12 protein-coding genes are annotated in these 16,896 nt (G+C 58.7%); 9 read left to right on the top strand and 3 right to left on the bottom strand.

What is annotated here, in order from left to right:
* Positions 1-159: 159 nt before the first annotated feature.
* Positions 160-1,581, bottom strand: coding sequence for a glutamine synthetase family protein (locus KHQ24_RS05830; protein ID WP_002898595.1), 1,422 nt, complete (start codon positions 1,579-1,581; stop codon positions 160-162).
* A gap of 225 nt (positions 1,582-1,806) precedes the next feature.
* Here KHQ24_RS05830 and puuD point away from each other — a divergent pair, with 225 nt between their 5' ends.
* From puuD to KHQ24_RS05810, 4 genes are all read left to right on the top strand, one after another.
* Positions 1,807-2,559 carry a gamma-glutamyl-gamma-aminobutyrate hydrolase gene (gene puuD, locus KHQ24_RS05825; protein ID WP_025999163.1) on the top strand — a complete coding sequence of 251 codons (753 nt, stop codon included), beginning with the start codon at positions 1,807-1,809 and terminating at the stop codon, positions 2,557-2,559.
* A gap of 25 nt (positions 2,560-2,584) precedes the next feature.
* Positions 2,585-3,142: an HTH-type transcriptional regulator PuuR gene (gene puuR, locus KHQ24_RS05820; protein ID WP_002898590.1), complete on the top strand. Its 558-nt coding sequence runs from the start codon at positions 2,585-2,587 to the stop codon at positions 3,140-3,142.
* A gap of 321 nt (positions 3,143-3,463) precedes the next feature.
* Complete coding sequence (gene puuC, locus KHQ24_RS05815) at positions 3,464-4,951, top strand: aldehyde dehydrogenase PuuC (RefSeq protein WP_211777159.1); 1,488 nt, start codon at positions 3,464-3,466, stop codon at positions 4,949-4,951.
* 2 nt (positions 4,952-4,953) lie between these two features.
* The gene (locus tag KHQ24_RS05810; protein ID WP_004201473.1) at positions 4,954-6,234 is read left to right on the top strand and encodes an NAD(P)/FAD-dependent oxidoreductase; all 1,281 of its coding nucleotides are present in this window, start codon (positions 4,954-4,956) and stop codon (positions 6,232-6,234) included.
* Here KHQ24_RS05810 and KHQ24_RS05805 read toward each other — a convergent pair.
* Positions 6,231-7,193, bottom strand: coding sequence for a LysR substrate-binding domain-containing protein (locus KHQ24_RS05805; RefSeq protein ID WP_008805923.1), 963 nt, complete (start codon positions 7,191-7,193; stop codon positions 6,231-6,233). The two genes, KHQ24_RS05810 and KHQ24_RS05805, sit on opposite strands and share 4 nt — an antisense overlap.
* Before the next feature lie 82 nt (positions 7,194-7,275).
* Between KHQ24_RS05805 and KHQ24_RS05800 the strand changes: the two genes are divergently transcribed.
* The 5 genes from KHQ24_RS05800 (at position 7,276) to KHQ24_RS05780 (ending at position 14,141) form a co-directional block, all read left to right on the top strand.
* Entirely contained in the window at positions 7,276-8,361 is a 1,086-nt protein-coding gene (locus KHQ24_RS05800; protein WP_065697204.1) for a tartrate dehydrogenase, read from the top strand.
* 522 nt (positions 8,362-8,883) lie between these two features.
* Positions 8,884-10,491: a BCCT family transporter gene (locus KHQ24_RS05795; protein WP_004201469.1), complete on the top strand. Its 1,608-nt coding sequence runs from the start codon at positions 8,884-8,886 to the stop codon at positions 10,489-10,491.
* A 36-nt stretch (positions 10,492-10,527) separates the two neighbouring features.
* Entirely contained in the window at positions 10,528-11,652 is a 1,125-nt protein-coding gene (gene yeaW, locus KHQ24_RS05790; RefSeq protein WP_004201468.1) for a carnitine monooxygenase, oxygenase subunit YeaW, read from the top strand.
* An 18-nt stretch (positions 11,653-11,670) separates the two neighbouring features.
* Positions 11,671-13,119 (top strand): NAD-dependent succinate-semialdehyde dehydrogenase, encoded by a 1,449-nt coding sequence (locus KHQ24_RS05785; protein ID WP_065697202.1) that lies wholly within the window; start codon positions 11,671-11,673, stop codon positions 13,117-13,119.
* 56 nt (positions 13,120-13,175) lie between these two features.
* The gene (locus KHQ24_RS05780) at positions 13,176-14,141 is read left to right on the top strand and encodes a PDR/VanB family oxidoreductase (protein ID WP_043521056.1); all 966 of its coding nucleotides are present in this window, start codon (positions 13,176-13,178) and stop codon (positions 14,139-14,141) included.
* 37 nt (positions 14,142-14,178) lie between these two features.
* Here the strand turns inward: KHQ24_RS05780 and ptsP are convergent, their stop codons facing one another.
* A complete protein-coding gene (ptsP, locus tag KHQ24_RS05775; protein WP_211777158.1) occupies positions 14,179-16,680 on the bottom strand; it encodes a phosphoenolpyruvate--protein phosphotransferase in 2,502 nt (833 codons plus the stop codon).
* Between the last annotated feature and the right edge of the window lie 216 nt (positions 16,681-16,896).

Raw genomic sequence — 16,896 nt, 5'->3', positions numbered from 1 at the left:
CACACACTGTGTCGTTAACTGAAGCCCCGTTGCCGCCTGCGCTCCTTAACGCGACATCCGGGAAATGGCTGGGCTCCCAGCAAAAAGGACGACCAGGCTCCGCTCAGGCCGTATGATGCTACTCATGACTCAACTCATGCGCCCCTTGCGGGGCGACCATCAGGCGTTTTTCAACATCCACTCAATTTCAGTTTCTGTGATAAGACGCTCAAACTGCAGTAATTCATCATGCTTGCAGGCATGGAAAACGTGGCAGAAACGCTCGCCGAGACGCTCACGCAGGTGATCGTTCTGCATAAACTCCCACAGCGCATCGCTCTGGCGGATCGGGAACGGCAGACCCTCTTGTTCCAGGCCGTTACCTTCCACCTCTTCCTGCAAAGGCAGCTGAGGGTTATCCAGCCCGTGCAGAATGCCGGCGAAAATCGCCGCCATCACCAGATACGGGTTGGCGTCCGCCCCCGCCACGCGATACTCCACGCGGTGGTTCTGCCGCTCGCCGCATGGGATCCGCAGCGCCACGGTACGGTTGTTATGCCCCCAGGAAGCCTGCGTCGGGACATACATCCCCGGCTGGAAGCGGCGATACGAGTTCACGTTCGGCGCCAGCAGCGCCATCGAGGCCGGCATCAGATCGATCATCCCGGCCAGCGCGCGTTTAAGCAGCGCGGAGTCTTCCCCGTCGCCGTCCACCAGCACGTTTTCCCCTTTATTGTTCAGCATGCTGATGTGGATATGCATTCCGCTGCCCGCATGCTCTTCATAAGGCTTAGCCATAAAAGTGGCGTGCATCTTATGCTTCTCCGCCATTAAACGCACGAGACGTTTTAACGCCAGCGCATCATCGCAGGCGTCCAGCACGTTATCGGTATGGTGGAGGTTGATTTCAAACTGGCCCGGCGAGGCTTCGGCCACCGCGCCGTCGGCGGGGATCAGCTGCAGTTTCGCCAGCTCGTCGATGTCGTTGAGCACGTCGGCAAAGTGGTTCAGGTTATCGACCGAGTAGACCTGGCTTTGGGTGTTGCGATCGTCGGTGCCCGGCGCGCACGGCGGCTGCAGGTAGCCTTCGGCATCGCGTTTGCGGTCCAGTAAATAGAACTCCAGCTCTACCGCTACCACGGGGAACAGCCCGCGCTGGCGCAACTGCTGCCAGAGGCGGTTGAGTACGTTCCGCGGCTCAACGTCAAAGGGAGCGCCATCTTCATCAACCATGGTCAACTGTACCTGGGCTATCGACTGCGGATCGGCCGCTGAAGGCGTTAAGGTGCCGGGCACCGGAATGCAGCTGCGATCCGGCTCGCCCATCTCCTGGCCCAGACCGGCCTCTTCCACGACGTTGCCGAGAATATCCATCGCAAACACCGAAGCCGGGAAATAACAGCCTTTCTCCAGCTTGCTCAGGCCGGCAACCGGGATGCGCTTGCCGCGGAAGCAGCCGTTCAGGTCAGTGAGGAGGACATCAACATATTGGGTATCAGGGTAGGTTTCGAGGTAGCGCTTCACTTCTTTCGCGAACGCGCTGACCCGTCTCTCTTCCGTTTGCTGAACAAAATTCTCAACTTCTACGATATTGGTTTCCATGATTCACCGCCGTTGGTTTGGTTTCGGTCCTGCACTCAGACCGTTAAATATAATGTCCACCCCATCGACTGTGTATGCAAATAAATTGTTTGTCAAATGTTAAATTAAGTTTGCAAAGGGCTATTTCCACTGCTAGATTGAGAAAATATTGAACGATATGGCCGTTAAACCCGCTATAGCGGTCATAATTTAGTCCACTTTGTGAGGGCGATCATGGAAAATATAATGTACAAGCCAGTTATTGGCGTCGTGATGTGTAGAAACAGGCTTAAGGGTCACCAGACCCAGACCTTGCAAGAAAAGTACCTGAATGCAATTGTTAACGCCGGCGGACTGCCGATCGCCCTGCCACATGCGCTGGCTGAGCCGGATCTGCTGAACGCGTTAGTCGATAAACTGGACGGGATATACCTGCCAGGCAGCCCCAGTAACGTGCAGCCGCACCTTTATGGTGAAAACGGCGATGAGCCTGACGCCGACCCCGGGCGTGATCTTCTGAGCATGGCGCTGATTAACGCCGCACTCGAAAGGCGCATCCCCATTTTCGCCATCTGTCGTGGACTGCAGGAACTGGTTGTCGCCACCGGTGGGACTCTGTATCGTCGTCTGTTCGAGCAGCCTGAGCTGCTGGAGCATCGCGAAGATCCTGAACTGCCCGTCGAGCAGCAGTATGCGCCGTCCCATCAGGTTGAGGTTCAGGAAGGAGGATTGCTGTCGCAATTGATACCGGGCTGCAACACGTTTTGGGTAAACTCGCTACATGGGCAAGGGGCAAAAACCCTCAGTCCGCAGCTGCGCGTGGAGGCGCGAGCGCCGGATGGACTGGTGGAAGCGGTCAGCGTGAACGATCACCCTTTCGCGCTGGGCGTACAGTGGCATCCTGAATGGAACAGTAGCGAATACGCCCTGTCGCGTATGTTGTTTGATGGTTTTATCACCGCCTGTCAGGGCCATCATGCTGAAAAGCGGCGGCGCTGACCACTACCGTTAAGGAAATGCAAATATGAGCGATGACGGACTGGCGCCAGGGAAACGTCTGTCAGAGATCCGCCAACAGCTGGGTCTTTCGCAGCGTCGTGCCGCCGAACTGTCTGGGTTAACACATAGTGCCATCAGCACCATAGAGCAGGACAAAGTCAGTCCTGCCATCAGTACGCTGCAAAAGCTGCTGAAAGTCTATGGGCTGTCGCTCTCGGAATTCTTTTCTGAACCCGAAAAGCCGGACGAACCCCAGGTGGTCATTAATCAGGATGACCTTATCGAAATGGGCAGTCAGGGCGTTTCCATGAAGCTGGTTCATAACGGAAATCCGAACCGTACGCTGGCGATGATTTTTGAAACTTACCAGCCTGGAACCACGACCGGGGAGAGGATTAAGCATCAGGGTGAGGAGATAGGCACCATACTGGAGGGTGAGATTGTGCTGACGATTAACGGTCAGTCGTACCACCTGGTGGCTGGACAGAGCTATGCCATTAATACCGGCATCCCGCACAGCTTCAGCAACACCTCGGCAGGCATCTGCCGCATCATCAGTGCCCACACCCCCACCACATTCTGAATATTTAGCCTGAACGAGGTTCAGGCTTTCTTCAGACCTGCGGCGGCGGAAATTTTATTTTCGTCGCCGCGAAAAACTCGCAGTCATAACGTTGGTGCCGGAAGAGAATCTTATTTTCTGCTGGCCCTGAAATAATTAACGCCGTGAATGGCGACTCACCCCTGAATTATTCGGCATGCAGACAACCTGTCGAAATTTAGGGTGATAAAACGGTATTCAACTCCGGGGATACACTATGCCCTGCGCCTGGCGCAGCGCCCCCGTGCAGCCTGAAAACGCCGATGTGATTAATTTGCCGATAATGTTTTTTAAGGAGTCATGATGAATTTTCAGCACCTGGCTTACTGGCAGGAAAAAGCGAAAAGCCTGGCCATTGAAACACGATTATTTATTAACGGCGAATATTGCGCCGCGGTCGATAATACCACCTTTGAAACCATTGACCCTGCCGCGCAGCACACGTTAGCCCATGTCGCTCGCGGCAAAAAAGCCGACGTTGAGCTGGCGGTGAAGGCCGCGCGTCGGGTCTTTGATAACGGCGACTGGTCACAGGCCGCTCCCACGCAGCGTAAAGCGGTTCTCACACGCTTTGCCGACCTGATAGAGGCCCACTGCGAAGAGCTGGCGCTGCTGGAAACGCTGGATACCGGCAAGCCGATTCGCCACAGCCTGCGCGACGATATTCCCGGCGCCGCCCGCGCCATCCGCTGGTATGCCGAAGCGCTGGATAAAGTCTATGGCGAAGTGGCTCCTACCGGCAGCAACGAGCTGGCGATGATCGTCCGCGAACCGATTGGCGTCATCGCCGCGGTGGTGCCGTGGAACTTCCCGCTGCTGCTGGCCTGCTGGAAGCTCGGCCCGGCGCTGGCGGCGGGCAACAGCGTGATCCTTAAGCCCTCGGAAAAATCGCCGCTGACCGCTTTGCGCCTCGCCGGGCTGGCGAAAGAGGCGGGCCTGCCGGACGGCGTGCTGAACGTGGTCAGCGGCTTTGGTCACGAAGCCGGACAGGCGCTGGCCCTGCATCCTGACGTGGAGGTCATTACCTTTACCGGCTCCACCCGCACCGGCAAACAGCTGCTGAAAGACGCCGGCGACAGCAATATGAAGCGCGTGTGGCTGGAAGCGGGCGGCAAGAGCGCCAACATCGTCTTCGCCGACTGCCCGGATCTGCAAAAAGCGGTCAGCGCCACCGCCGGCGGCATCTTCTACAACCAGGGGCAGGTGTGCATCGCCGGCACTCGCCTGCTGCTGGAGGAGAGCATCGCCGACGAGTTCCTGGCACGACTGAAAACCGAAGCGCAACGCTGGCAGCCGGGCAACCCGCTCGACCCAAACACCACCATGGGCATGCTGATTGACAACACCCATGCCGACAGCGTGCACAGTTTTATTCGCGGCGGCGAAAGCAAAAGCACGCTGTTCCTCGACGGGCGGAAAAATCCGTGGCCTGCCGCCGTCGGCCCGACCATTTTTGTTGACGTCGACCCGGCCTCCACCCTCAGCCGGGAAGAGATCTTCGGCCCGGTGCTGGTGGTGACTCGCTTCAAAAGCGAAGACGAGGCGCTGCGGCTTGCCAACGACAGCGACTACGGCCTCGGCGCTGCGGTATGGACCCGCGATCTCTCACGCGCCCACCGCATGAGCCGCCGCCTGAAGGCCGGTTCGGTCTTCGTCAACAACTATAACGATGGTGATATGACCGTCCCCTTCGGCGGTTACAAACAGAGCGGCAACGGACGCGATAAGTCGCTGCACGCGCTGGAAAAATTCACCGAACTGAAAACCATCTGGATTGCCCTGGAGTCTTAATCATGACCGAACATACCACCAGCTATTACGCCGCCAGCGCCAACAAATATGAACCCTTTCCGACGCTGGACGAATCGATAAGCTGCGACGTCTGCGTCGTCGGCGGCGGCTATACCGGACTCTCGTCTGCCCTGCATCTGGCCGAAATGGGCTACGACGTGGTGGTGCTGGAAGGGGCGCGCATCGGCTTCGGCGCCAGCGGCCGCAATGGCGGTCAGCTGGTTAACTCCTACAGCCGCGATATCGACGTGATTGAAAAAAACTACGGCCCGGATGCCGCTAAAATGCTCGGTAGCATGATGTTCGAAGGCGGCGATATTATTCGCGAACGTATCCAGCGCTACCAGATCCAGTGCGATTATCGCCCGGGCGGCCTGTTCGTGGCGATGAATCACAAACAGCTGGAGACGCTGGAAGAACAGAAAGCCAACTGGGAGCGCTACGGCAACACGCAGCTGGAGCTGCTGGACAGAGAGGCGATTCGTCGCGAAGTGGACAGCGACCGCTACGTCGGCGCCCTGCTCGACCACAGCGGCGGCCATATTCATCCGCTCAACCTCGCCATCGGCGAAGCGGACGCCATTCGCCTGAACGGCGGCCGGGTCTATGAGCAGTCGCCGGTCACCCGCATTCAGCACTCCACTCCGGCTGTGGTCAGCACCGCCCGCGGCCAGGTCACTGCCCGCTATGTGATCGTCGCCGGCAACGCCTATCTCGGCGACAAACTGGAGCCGGAGCTGGCGAAGCGCAGCATGCCTTGCGGCACCCAGGTGGTCACCACCGCTCCGCTGTCGGAGGAGGTCGCTCGCTCGCTGATCCCGAAAAACTACTGTGTGGAAGACTGTAACTATCTGTTGGATTACTACCGCCTCACCGGCGACAACCGCCTGCTGTATGGCGGCGGCGTGGTCTACGGCGCCCGCGACCCGGACGATGTGGAACGGCTGATTATGCCGAAGCTGCTGAAAACCTTCCCGCAGCTGAAAGGGGTGAAAATCGACTACCGCTGGACCGGCAACTTCCTGTTGACCCTCTCAAGGATGCCGCAGTTTGGTCGCCTCGATACCAACATCTACTACATGCAGGGCTACAGCGGGCATGGGGTCACCTGTACCCACCTCGCCGGACGGTTGATTTCGGAACTGCTGCGCGGTGACGCTGAGCGTTTCGACGCCTTTGCCAAACTGCCGCACTACCCGTTCCCGGGCGGCCGCAGCCTGCGCATTCCCTTCACCGCCATGGGCGCCGCCTACTACAGTCTGCGCGACCGCCTGGGGGTTTAATCGCCTCTGCCGACGGCGCTGGCCGTCGGCTCATGCTGCGGATAGTGCTGCTGAAAGTAGTGGCGCAGAAACTCCACAGTGGTGCGAATTTTAGCCGACGTCGCCAGCCGGGAGACATAGACTGCCCAGACGTTGGCAGGCTGAAAGAATTCCGGCAGCACATGCACCAGATGGCCGCTGGCGATATTCTCCCGGACGTCCCACCATGAACGTAACGCAATCCCCTGCCCGTCCAGACACCACTGATGCACAATTTCACCATGGTTGGACGACAGCGGCCCGGTCACTTTGATGGCATGCTGCCCCTCTTTGCTGTGCAACTGCCAGATGCCAAACGGATGATCGCGTTCTTTAATCACCAGGCAGGGTAAAGCGGCCAGATCGCTCAGCTGTTTCGGCGGTGGATGGCGGGCAAGGAATTGCGGCGAGGCGCAGAGCACGCGGTGGTTGGCCGCCAGCTGGCGGGCAATCAGATTCGGCGCGATATCATCGCCCACGCGAATATCGAGATCCACCCCTTCATTGACTAAATCCACCAGCCGGTCCTGGACATCGAAACGCAGTTCCAGCTGCGGGTACTGAAGGGCCAGCGCCGACAGCGCCGGTGCCACCACCCGGCGACCAAAGCCGAAGCTACTGATAATACGCAGCGTTCCCTGCGGCACCTGGCGCACGTCGGAAAGCTCGTCCATCATCTCATCGACATCCTGCAAAATGCGCTGCGCCCATTCGTAGATCCGCTCCCCCTCCTCGGTAATGGTGACCCGGCGGGTGGTCCGGTGCAACAACACCACATTCAGGGTTTGCTCCAGCAGCGAAACCCGCTTGCTGACGAACGCCGGTGATACGCCAAGCTCTTCGGCGGCGGCGGCGAACCCGGCCCGGCGAGCGACCAGCATAAAGACGCGTAAATCATTTAGCAGCGGCAGATTATTCATGATCTGTGTTTTATGTTTCACCAGTTAGCGTGATTAATTATGAACCAGTCAATTATAGGATAGGCAGGTGGTCAAACATCATCGCTAAAAAGTGAGAACCGGAATGAAAAAAAACTATCGTATTGCCGCCATCCCGGGTGACGGAATTGGCAAAGAAGTTCTGCCTGAAGGGATTCGCGTGCTGCAAGCCGCCGCACAGCGGTGGGACCTGGCGCTGAGCTTCGAGCAGATGGAGTGGGCAAGCTGCGAATATTATGCCCATCACGGCAAGATGATGCCGGACGACTGGCGCGAGCAGCTGCAGGGCTTCGATGCCATCTACTTCGGCGCCGTCGGCTGGCCGGATACCGTTCCCGACCACATTTCGCTGTGGGGGTCGCTGCTGAAGTTCCGCCGTGAGTTTGACCAATACGTCAACCTGCGTCCGGTGCGTCTGTTCCCCGGCGTCCCCTGCCCGCTGGCGGGCAAAAAGGCCGGCGATATCGATTTTTACGTGGTGCGCGAAAATACCGAAGGCGAATATTCCGCCCTCGGCGGGCGCGCCAATGAAGGCACCGAGCATGAAGTGGTGATTCAGGAGTCGGTCTTTACCCGCCGCGGCGTGGACCGGATCCTGCGCTACGCCTTCGAACTGGCGCAAAGCCGCCCACGCAAAACGCTGACCTCCGCAACCAAATCCAACGGTCTGGCGATCAGCATGCCCTACTGGGATGAGCGGGTGGAAGAGATGGCCAAAAACTATCCGGATATTCGCTGGGACAAGCAGCATATCGATATCCTGTGCGCCCGCTTCGTGCTGCAGCCGGAGCGTTTTGACGTGGTGGTCGGCTCCAATCTGTTCGGTGATATTCTCTCCGATCTCGGCCCGGCCTGTACCGGCACCATCGGTATTGCGCCATCGGCGAATCTCAACCCGGAGCGCACCTTCCCGTCGCTGTTCGAACCGGTTCACGGGTCGGCGCCGGATATCTATGGTAAAAATATCGCCAACCCGATCGCCACCGTGTGGGCCGGGGCGATGATGCTCGATTTCCTCGGCAACGGCGATGAGCGCTATCACGCCGCGCACAACGGCATTCTGGCGGCGATTGAGCAGGTGATTGCCAGCGGGCCGAAAACCCCGGATATGAAAGGCAGCGCGTCAACGCAACAGGTCAGCGACGCTATCTGCAAAGCCATTTTGGCGTAATTACCCAAGCCGCTCCCCGGTCGCGCGGCGCTTACCGGGGCTACAAAAGGCACGATAATGTAAAAACACGGCCCTCAGCCCGCATCCCTGCGGGCTGCCCCGACCTGCCGGATACGTCTCAGCGATGTTGAGGCCGCCAACACCGGCAGTTTCAGCAACAATGGTGAATACATTAAAGGCAGGCCGCACGGACCGTAGCCCGGGTAAGGCGCAGCCGCTACCCGGGAAGACCTGCGCCAACTTCCCTCTCTTTTCGCTATGCAGAATCCCCCACGATTGACAAGTGGACCGCATCACAGCGGCAAACTTTATTAATTCCTGAAAAGACAGAACCTGCGCCAATTCACCTTTTATTATTTCCGTTCCGTGTTTTATTGCTTCACGAAACGGCCAATTGTTTAATTCATGTAACGAAGAAATAATCCGATTGTTAATAGCTTTTGCTACGAACCTTGACCCTACAGCGTGATAACAACGACAGGCTAAAGCCACCGACGGGCAATCATGCCCAGGAGATCACCCATGTTGAGCAACGTAAAGAAAAAAGATGTGCCGCTGATTGCCATCAGCCTGGCGGCCATTGTTTTCATCGCCGCTACATTAAGTCTCTTCCCGCAGCAAACCGCGCAGGCGGCTGATTCGATTTTTAACGGCGTGACCCGCCTGCTGGGTTCCACGGTACAGGTACTGGTGCTGCTGGCGCTGGGACTGGTGCTCTATCTGGCGACCAGCAAATACGGCAATATCCGTCTCGGCGAAGGTAAAGTCGAATACAGTACCCTCTCATGGCTGTTTATGTTTATCTGCGCCGGGCTCGGCTCCTCCACGCTGTACTGGGGCGTCGCCGAATGGGCTTATTACTACCAGACCCCGGGCCTGAACATTGCCCCGCAATCGCCGAAAGCGCTGGAATACAGCATCCCTTATTCTTTCTTCCACTGGGGGGTTAGCGCCTGGGCGACCTACACTCTCGCCTCGCTGATCATGGCCTATCACTTCCACGTGCGGAAAAATAAAGGCCTCAGCCTCTCCGGGATCATTTCAGCGATCACCGGAGTGAGTCCGCAGGGCTTCTGGGGCCGTCTGGTCGATCTGATGTTCCTGATCGCTACCGTCGGCGCGTTAACCATTTCGCTGGTGGTCACTGCCGCCACCTTCACCCGCGGCCTGTCAGCGCTGACCGGGCTGCCGGATAACTTCACCGTGCAGGCGTTTGTGATCCTGCTCTCCGGCGGTATTTTCTGCATGAGTTCGTGGATTGGCATCAACAACGGCCTGCAGCGCCTGAGCAAAATGGTCGGCTGGGGGGCATTTCTGCTGCCGTTGGTGGTATTACTGGTTGGCCCAACCGAATTCATCACCAATAACATCATTAACGCCGTCGGCCTGACGACTCAGAACTTCCTGCAGATGAGCCTGTTTACCGATCCCCTCGGCGACGGCGCCTTTACCCGCAACTGGACCGTCTTCTACTGGCTGTGGTGGATCTCCTATACCCCGGGCGTGGCGATGTTCGTCACCCGCGTCTCCCGCGGGCGCAAAATCAAAGAGGTGATATGGGGACTGCTCCTTGGTAGCACCGCCGGCTGCTGGTTCTTCTTTGGGGTGATGGAAAGCTACGCCATGCACCAGTTCGTTAACGGCGTGATTAACGTACCGCAGGTGATGCAGACTCTTGGCGGCGAAACCGCCGTCCAGCAGGTCCTGATGTCGCTGCCGGCAGGTAAGCTGTTCCTCGCCGCCTATCTGTTCGTGATGATTGTTTTTCTCGCCTCGCACATGGATGCGGTGGCCTACACCATGGCGGCGACCAGCACCCGCAACCTGCGCGAAGGCGACGATCCGGATCGCGGCATGCGCCTGTTCTGGTGCGTGGTAATCACCCTCATCCCGCTATCGATTCTGTTTACCGGCGCTTCGCTTGAGACCATGAAAACCACCGTGGTGCTGACCGCCCTACCATTCCTGGCCATTTTACTGATTAAAACCGGCGGCTTCGTGCGCTGGCTAAAACAGGACTACGCCCACGTGCCGGTCAATCAGATAGAAACCCATACGCCCGAGCCAATGATTAAAGCCGAGACGCTACCGGTTGGCACGGTACTCAAAGGCGACGGCCAGTCGCTGTAAAACCTCTTACTGACAATAATCACAAGGTGACCTTACATGAGCAATTTGAGCCCTGACTTTACTCTGCCGATTAACTTTTGCGCCAATCCGCAGGATGCCTGGACCATTCCGGCCCGTTTTTATACCGACAGCCAGGCGTTTGAACACGAGAAAGAGCGCATCTTCGCCAATAGCTGGATTTGCGTCGCCCACGGCAGCGAGGTCGCCCGGCCGAACGACTACATCACCCGGGAGATCATTGGCGAAAATATCGTTATCGTCCGCGGCCGCGACAACATTCTGCGCGCTTTCTATAACGTCTGCCCGCACCGCGGCCACCAGCTGCTGAGCGGTGAAGGTAAAGCCAAAAACGTGATTACCTGCCCCTATCACGCCTGGGCCTTCAAGCTTGACGGCAATCTCGCCCACGCCCGCAACTGCGAAAACGTGGCGAATTTCGATAGCGAAAAGGCGCAGCTGGTGCCGGTTCGCCTGGAAGAGTATGCCGGCTTTGTGTTTATCAATATGAACCCGCAAGCAGAGAGCGTGGAAACGCAGCTGCCGGGCCTGCAGGACAAAGTGTTGGAAGCCTGCCCGGACGTGCATGATCTGAAACTGGCGGCGCGCTTTACCACTCTCACCCCGGCGAACTGGAAAAATATCGTCGATAACTATCTGGAATGTTACCACTGCGGCCCGGCGCACCCGGGCTTCTCGGATTCCGTACAGGTTGACCGTTACTGGCACACCATGCACGGCAAATGGACGCTGCAGTATGGCTTCGCCAAGCCGTCCGAGCAGTCGTTTAAATTCGAAGAAGGTACCGACGCCGCGTTCCACGGTTTCTGGCTGTGGCCGTGCACCATGTTCAACGTGACGCCGATCAAGGGCATGATGACCGTGATCTATGAATTCCCGGTGGATGAAGAGACCACTCTGCAAAATTACGACATCTATTTCACCAACGAAGAGCTGACTGACGATCAGAAAGCGCTGATTGAGTGGTATCGCGACGTGTTCCGCCCGGAAGATTTACGCCTGGTGGAAAGCGTGCAGAAGGGGCTGAAGTCCCGCGGCTATCGCGGCCAGGGGCGCATTATGGCGGATAACAGCGGCAGCGGTATCTCCGAGCACGGTATCGCGCATTTCCACAATCTGGTGGCCCAGGTGTTCCAGCCGTAATCGTTGAAGGAGTTGGCTATGTCCGTGTTTCACTCAGATCTGTTTCGCCAGCAGGCGCTGATTGCCGGAAGCTGGCGCGACGCCGCCGACGGCACGACGCTTGCCGTCAGCAACCCTTCCACCGGCGCGACGCTCGGCCAGATCCCCAATATGGGTCGGGCGGAAGCGCAGCAGGCGGTGGATGCCGCCGCTGCCGCGCTGCCGGCATGGCGCGCGCTTACCGCCGCCCAGCGCGCCGCGTTATTGAAGAACTGGCACCGCCTGATCCTCGAAAACAAGACCGCGCTGGCGCAGATAATGACCGCCGAGCAGGGCAAGCCGCTGGCGGAAGCGGAAGGCGAAATCGCCTATGCCGCCTCATTTATCGAGTGGTTTGCCGAACAAGGGAAACGTGCCAACGGCGAGATAATCCCCTCCCCTGGCGCCGATAAACGCCTGATGGTGATCCGCCAGGGAGTGGGGGTCTGCGCGGCGATCACCCCGTGGAACTTCCCGGCGGCGATGATCACCCGTAAGGCCGGCCCGGCGCTGGCCGCGGGTTGTACGATGGTGATAAAGCCCGCCAACGAAACGCCGTTTACCGCGCTGGCGATGGCGGAACTGGCGAATCAGGCCGGGATCCCGCAGGGCGTTATTAACGTTGTCACCGGACAGTCGCGTGAGATTGGCGCGGTTCTCACTGGCGATGAACGGGTGCGTAAGCTCTCCTTTACCGGCTCGACCGAAGTTGGCCGCGTGCTGATGCGCCAGTGCGCGGAATCCATCAAAAAGCTCTCTTTAGAGCTCGGGGGTAACGCGCCGTTTATCGTCTTTGATGACGCCGATATCGATAAAGCGGTCGAGGGAGCGCTGATCGCCAAGTTCCGCAACGCCGGGCAAACCTGCGTCTGCGTCAATCGCTTCTATATTCATCGCGCCGTCTACGACCAATTCTGCGATAAATTCGTCGCCCGCGTCGCCGCCCTGAAAGTGGGCGATGGCAGCGAGTCCGATGTCCAGATTGGCCCGCTGATCAACGCCGACGCCGGGCGCAAAGTCCAGTCCCTGCTCGACGACGCCCTGAGCCGCGGCGCCACGCTGTTAACCGGCGGTAAAGCGCACCCACTGGGCGGTAATTTTTTCACCCCTACGGTGATCGGCGACGTACAACCGGGGTCACTGCTGCTGCAGGAAGAGATTTTCGGCCCGGTGGCGGCGCTGGTGAAATTTGACGATGAGCAGCAGGTCATCGAGCAGGCGAATAACACCATCTACGGTCTCGCCTCCTATTTTTACAGCAACGATGCCGCCCGTATCTGGCGCGTCTCCGAGCAGCTGGAATACGGCATGGTCGGCATCAATACCGGGCTGATTTCCAACGAAGTCGCGCCATTTGGCGGGGTGAAACAGTCGGGTCTTGGCCGCGAAGGCTCGGAACACGGAATCGAAGATTACCTGGAGATGAAGTATCTCTGCCAGGGGTTATAAATGTATTCTCCCGGCGGCGGCTCTGGCCACGCCGGGATTTTTGATGGAGTTCAGCGATGTCTGATTATCAAATGTTTGAGACGATCGTTCGCGATGTTGAACAGATCACCGCCCAGGTGAAGCGTTTTACGCTGGTGTCGCCGACCGGCGCCCCGCTGCCGGGATTCAGCGGCGGTAGCCATATTATCGTCCAGATGCAGGATGGCGAGCAGCGCTACAGCAATGCTTATTCGCTGATGAGCTCGCCGCTGGATACCACCAGCTGGCAGATTGCGGTGCGTCTTGAGTCGCCTTCCAAAGGCGGCTCGCGCTTTATGCACCAGCAGGTGCGCCCGGGCGATACCCTGACGGTGTCCACGCCCAACAACCTGTTCGCCATCGAACCACAGGCGCGAAAACATCTGCTGATCGCCGGCGGTATCGGCATTACGCCATTCTTGTCGCATATTCCGGAACTGGAACAACAGCAGGCCGACTGGCAGCTGCACTACTCTTTCCACGACGCCGACAATAATGCTTTCGTCGATGCGCTCAGCGCCGCGCCGTGGCGCGATCGGGTCAATATTCATGTATCAGCGCTCGGCAGCCGTCTCGACCTGCCGCGCCTGTTCGCCGACCTCGAGCCCGGAACCCACGTGTATACCTGCGGCCCGGCGGCGCTTAACGAGGCGGTGAAAGCCGCCGCCGAACGCCATCAGGTGCCCGCCAGTCAACTGCACTTTGAGCAGTTTATCGTTGAGGATAAAGGCGGAGAGGCGTTTACCCTGGTGCTGGCGCGTTCCGGACGCGAATTTACCGTACCGCAGGACATGACCATTTTGCAGGTTATTGAGAATAACAAAGCGGCGAAGGTGGAATGTCTGTGCCGCGAAGGGGTGTGCGGCACCTGCGAAACGATGATTCTGGAAGGGGAAGCGGACCACCGCGATCAGTATTACAGCGAGGAAGAGAAAGCCAGCCAACAGAGTATGCTGATCTGCTGCTCGCGCGCCAAAGGCGGCCGGTTAGTGCTGGATTTATAGCTCGCTCTCCGGCCAGCGCCGCTGGCCGGAGAGACAATTACAGTTCCAGCTCGCGGCGCAGCAGTTGCGCGATATCTTCGCGGCTCTGCGCGGAGACCAGAGCTTGACGGAACTCCGCATGCATAATGCGTCGCGCCAGCCGCGAGAAGATGCGCATATGCTGGTCGCCCGCCGAGTGCTTGTTTAGCGTCAGCATAATCACAAACTGCGCCTCTTCATCGCCCCACATCACCGGCTGCGCCAGCCGGGCGACGCTGATGGTCGACTGCTCAATATGCTCGGATTTACTGTGCGGTATGGCGAAGCTAAAGCCAAGCCCGGTGGAGAACACCGCCTCACGGGCCCACAGGTCAGCCTCCAGCTTGCGTGGGTAGCGGCAGCGACCGGCCAGCAGCAGGTTATCCGTCATCCCCTTCAGCACTTCTTCCTTACTACGCCAGTCGCTGTTGAGCGTAATGCACTCGGCGCTCACCAGCGGCACCTCCTGCTGGCGCATACGGAACTGGGCCAGCAGATGCTCCACCTCCAGCGAGGTACGGCACTGCATCGCCTGATTCAGCAGCTGACGGCAGGCGCGGCTGTCCAGCTGCGCCAGACGCGCTTTGGTCGCCGGGATCGCCGGCGCGCTCATACTCAGTTCATCCAGGCCGAGGCCGACCAGCAGCGGCAGCACCGAACCTTTGGCCCCCAGCTCGCCGCACAAGCCGATCCATTTCCCCTGCCGGTGCGCCGCCTGCACGGCATAGTCCAGCGCACGCAGGAAGGCCGGGTTGAGACTGTTGTAATGGCGCGTCACTTTCGCGTTATCGCGGTCGACCGCCAGCAGATACTGCGTTAAGTCATTGCTGCCGATGCTAAAGAAGTCCACCTCTTCGCAGCACTGATCGATGATGAACATCACCGACGGCACCTCCAGCATGATGCCCAGCGGGATTTTTTCATCAAACGGGATCTGTTCAACGCGCAGCGACTGTTTGGCCTCCGCCAGCCGCTCTTTCACCCACAGGATCTCTTCCATGGAGGAAATCATCGGGATCATGATCTTCAGCGCGCCGTGCGCCGAGGCACGTAGAATCGCCCGCAGCTGAGTATGAAACAGCGCCTGGTACTCTTCATAGATGCGCACCGCGCGGTAGCCGAGGAAGGGGTTATTTTCCGCAGGAATGTTGAGATAGGCCACCGGCTTATCACCGCCGATATCCATAGTCCGCACAATAATGCTGCGCCCGGCGGCAGGCTCCAGCGCCTGACAGAAGATGTTGTAAAGCTCATCTTCCGATGGCGCGCCGGGCCGGTCCATATACAGCATCTCTGTGCGGAACAGGCCAACCGACTGCGCACCATTGTTGAATGCCGCCACCGCCTCTACCGAATGGGCAATGTTCGCCGCGATCTCGACGCGGATACCGTCTTCCGTCTGCCCTGGCTTATCCAGCCATACCTGCTGCTGTTGCTGGATCTGCGCCTGAACCCACGCCTCCTGCTGATAGTAGCGCGCCACCGCCGGACTCGGATCCACCACCAGCAGTCCGGCGGTGCCGTCGATCTGCACCTGGGTACCCTCCCACGGCAACAGTGCGTCGAGGTCAACCCCCACCAGGGTCGGAATATTGAACGAGCGGGCGAGGATCACGGTGTGCGACGTGGTGCCGCCGCCGCGCAGCAGCAGCCCTTTGAGATGCGCTTTATCCAGTTCGAGAAACTGGCTGGGGGTCAGCTCGTCGGCAAGGCAAATGGCGGCCTCCCGCAGCTGGCCCGGGGGCGGAAAGCGGGCTTCGCCATAGATATGCTGCAACAGCTGGAAGCAGACATCGCGCACATCGAGCACCCGCTCCTGCAGATAGCTGTTGCCGGAATCACGGAACCGGGCGCAGAAGTGGTCGCTGGTGGCGACAATCGCCTGCGCGCAGCTCAGCCCGGTGAGAATACCGCCAAGCAGGTGCTGGCGCAGCGAGGCATCCGTCGCCAGCGAACGGTGAGCGTCGAGGATTGCGCTGGCGGTACCGTCATTGTCCAGCAGCCGCAGCTCGATATCTTTTACCAGCAGGCGCAGGCCATTATCCAGCGCCGCCTGCTCCTGTTCGGGACTGACGGCGCCCGGCAGTTCCCCCAGCTCATGCAGATCGCGGGATTTCAGGTGTATTAGCCTGCCCCCCGCGCTGCCGGCGCACACCGGGCGGGCATGAAACAGCGTCGGGTTCAGCCGCGAGAGCGACGCAGGCACCGGCTGGATCTCCAGCGCATGCGCAGCGGGCAGCGGCGCGTCGCACTGCGGGAATTCATTTTCGATAAAGGCGCTTAAGGCGGCGAACGCGTCGGCTTCATCTTCGCCATGAATGACCAGCTGGCAGGCGTCGCCCTTCAGGGTATTGCTGCCGATGATCGCCAGCGCGCTCTTGGCATTTCCGCTGGTCTCGCGGCGCAGATTGCGCCACTCAATCGCCGATGAAAAACGGTTACACAGCGTTTCGACCAGACTGGCCGGACGCGCATGCACGCCGTTTGGCAAATCACATGTAAATTCAATGACCAGAGCCATCGTCTTCCTCCTGAGCAATCCATTATTTACCCAAAAGGTAATGAATGAAGGGGCCGGGGACTAGGTGATAAAACTGGCAATTACTGGACTATTGTACACACGATACTTTTTTATGCCCGCCATCACAATTCCATCCATTTAGCGCCCATCCTTCCTGCCATCACTAAGATTTGAGGTGGATCGCAATTCCTTTCTAACCTTACAAATGTCCAGTAA

It is taken from the genome of Klebsiella sp. 54 (assembly GCF_018223875.1).
GTDB lineage: Bacteria > Pseudomonadota > Gammaproteobacteria > Enterobacterales > Enterobacteriaceae > Klebsiella > Klebsiella quasipneumoniae.
This window is presented reverse-complemented; position numbering and strand designations above follow the sequence as displayed.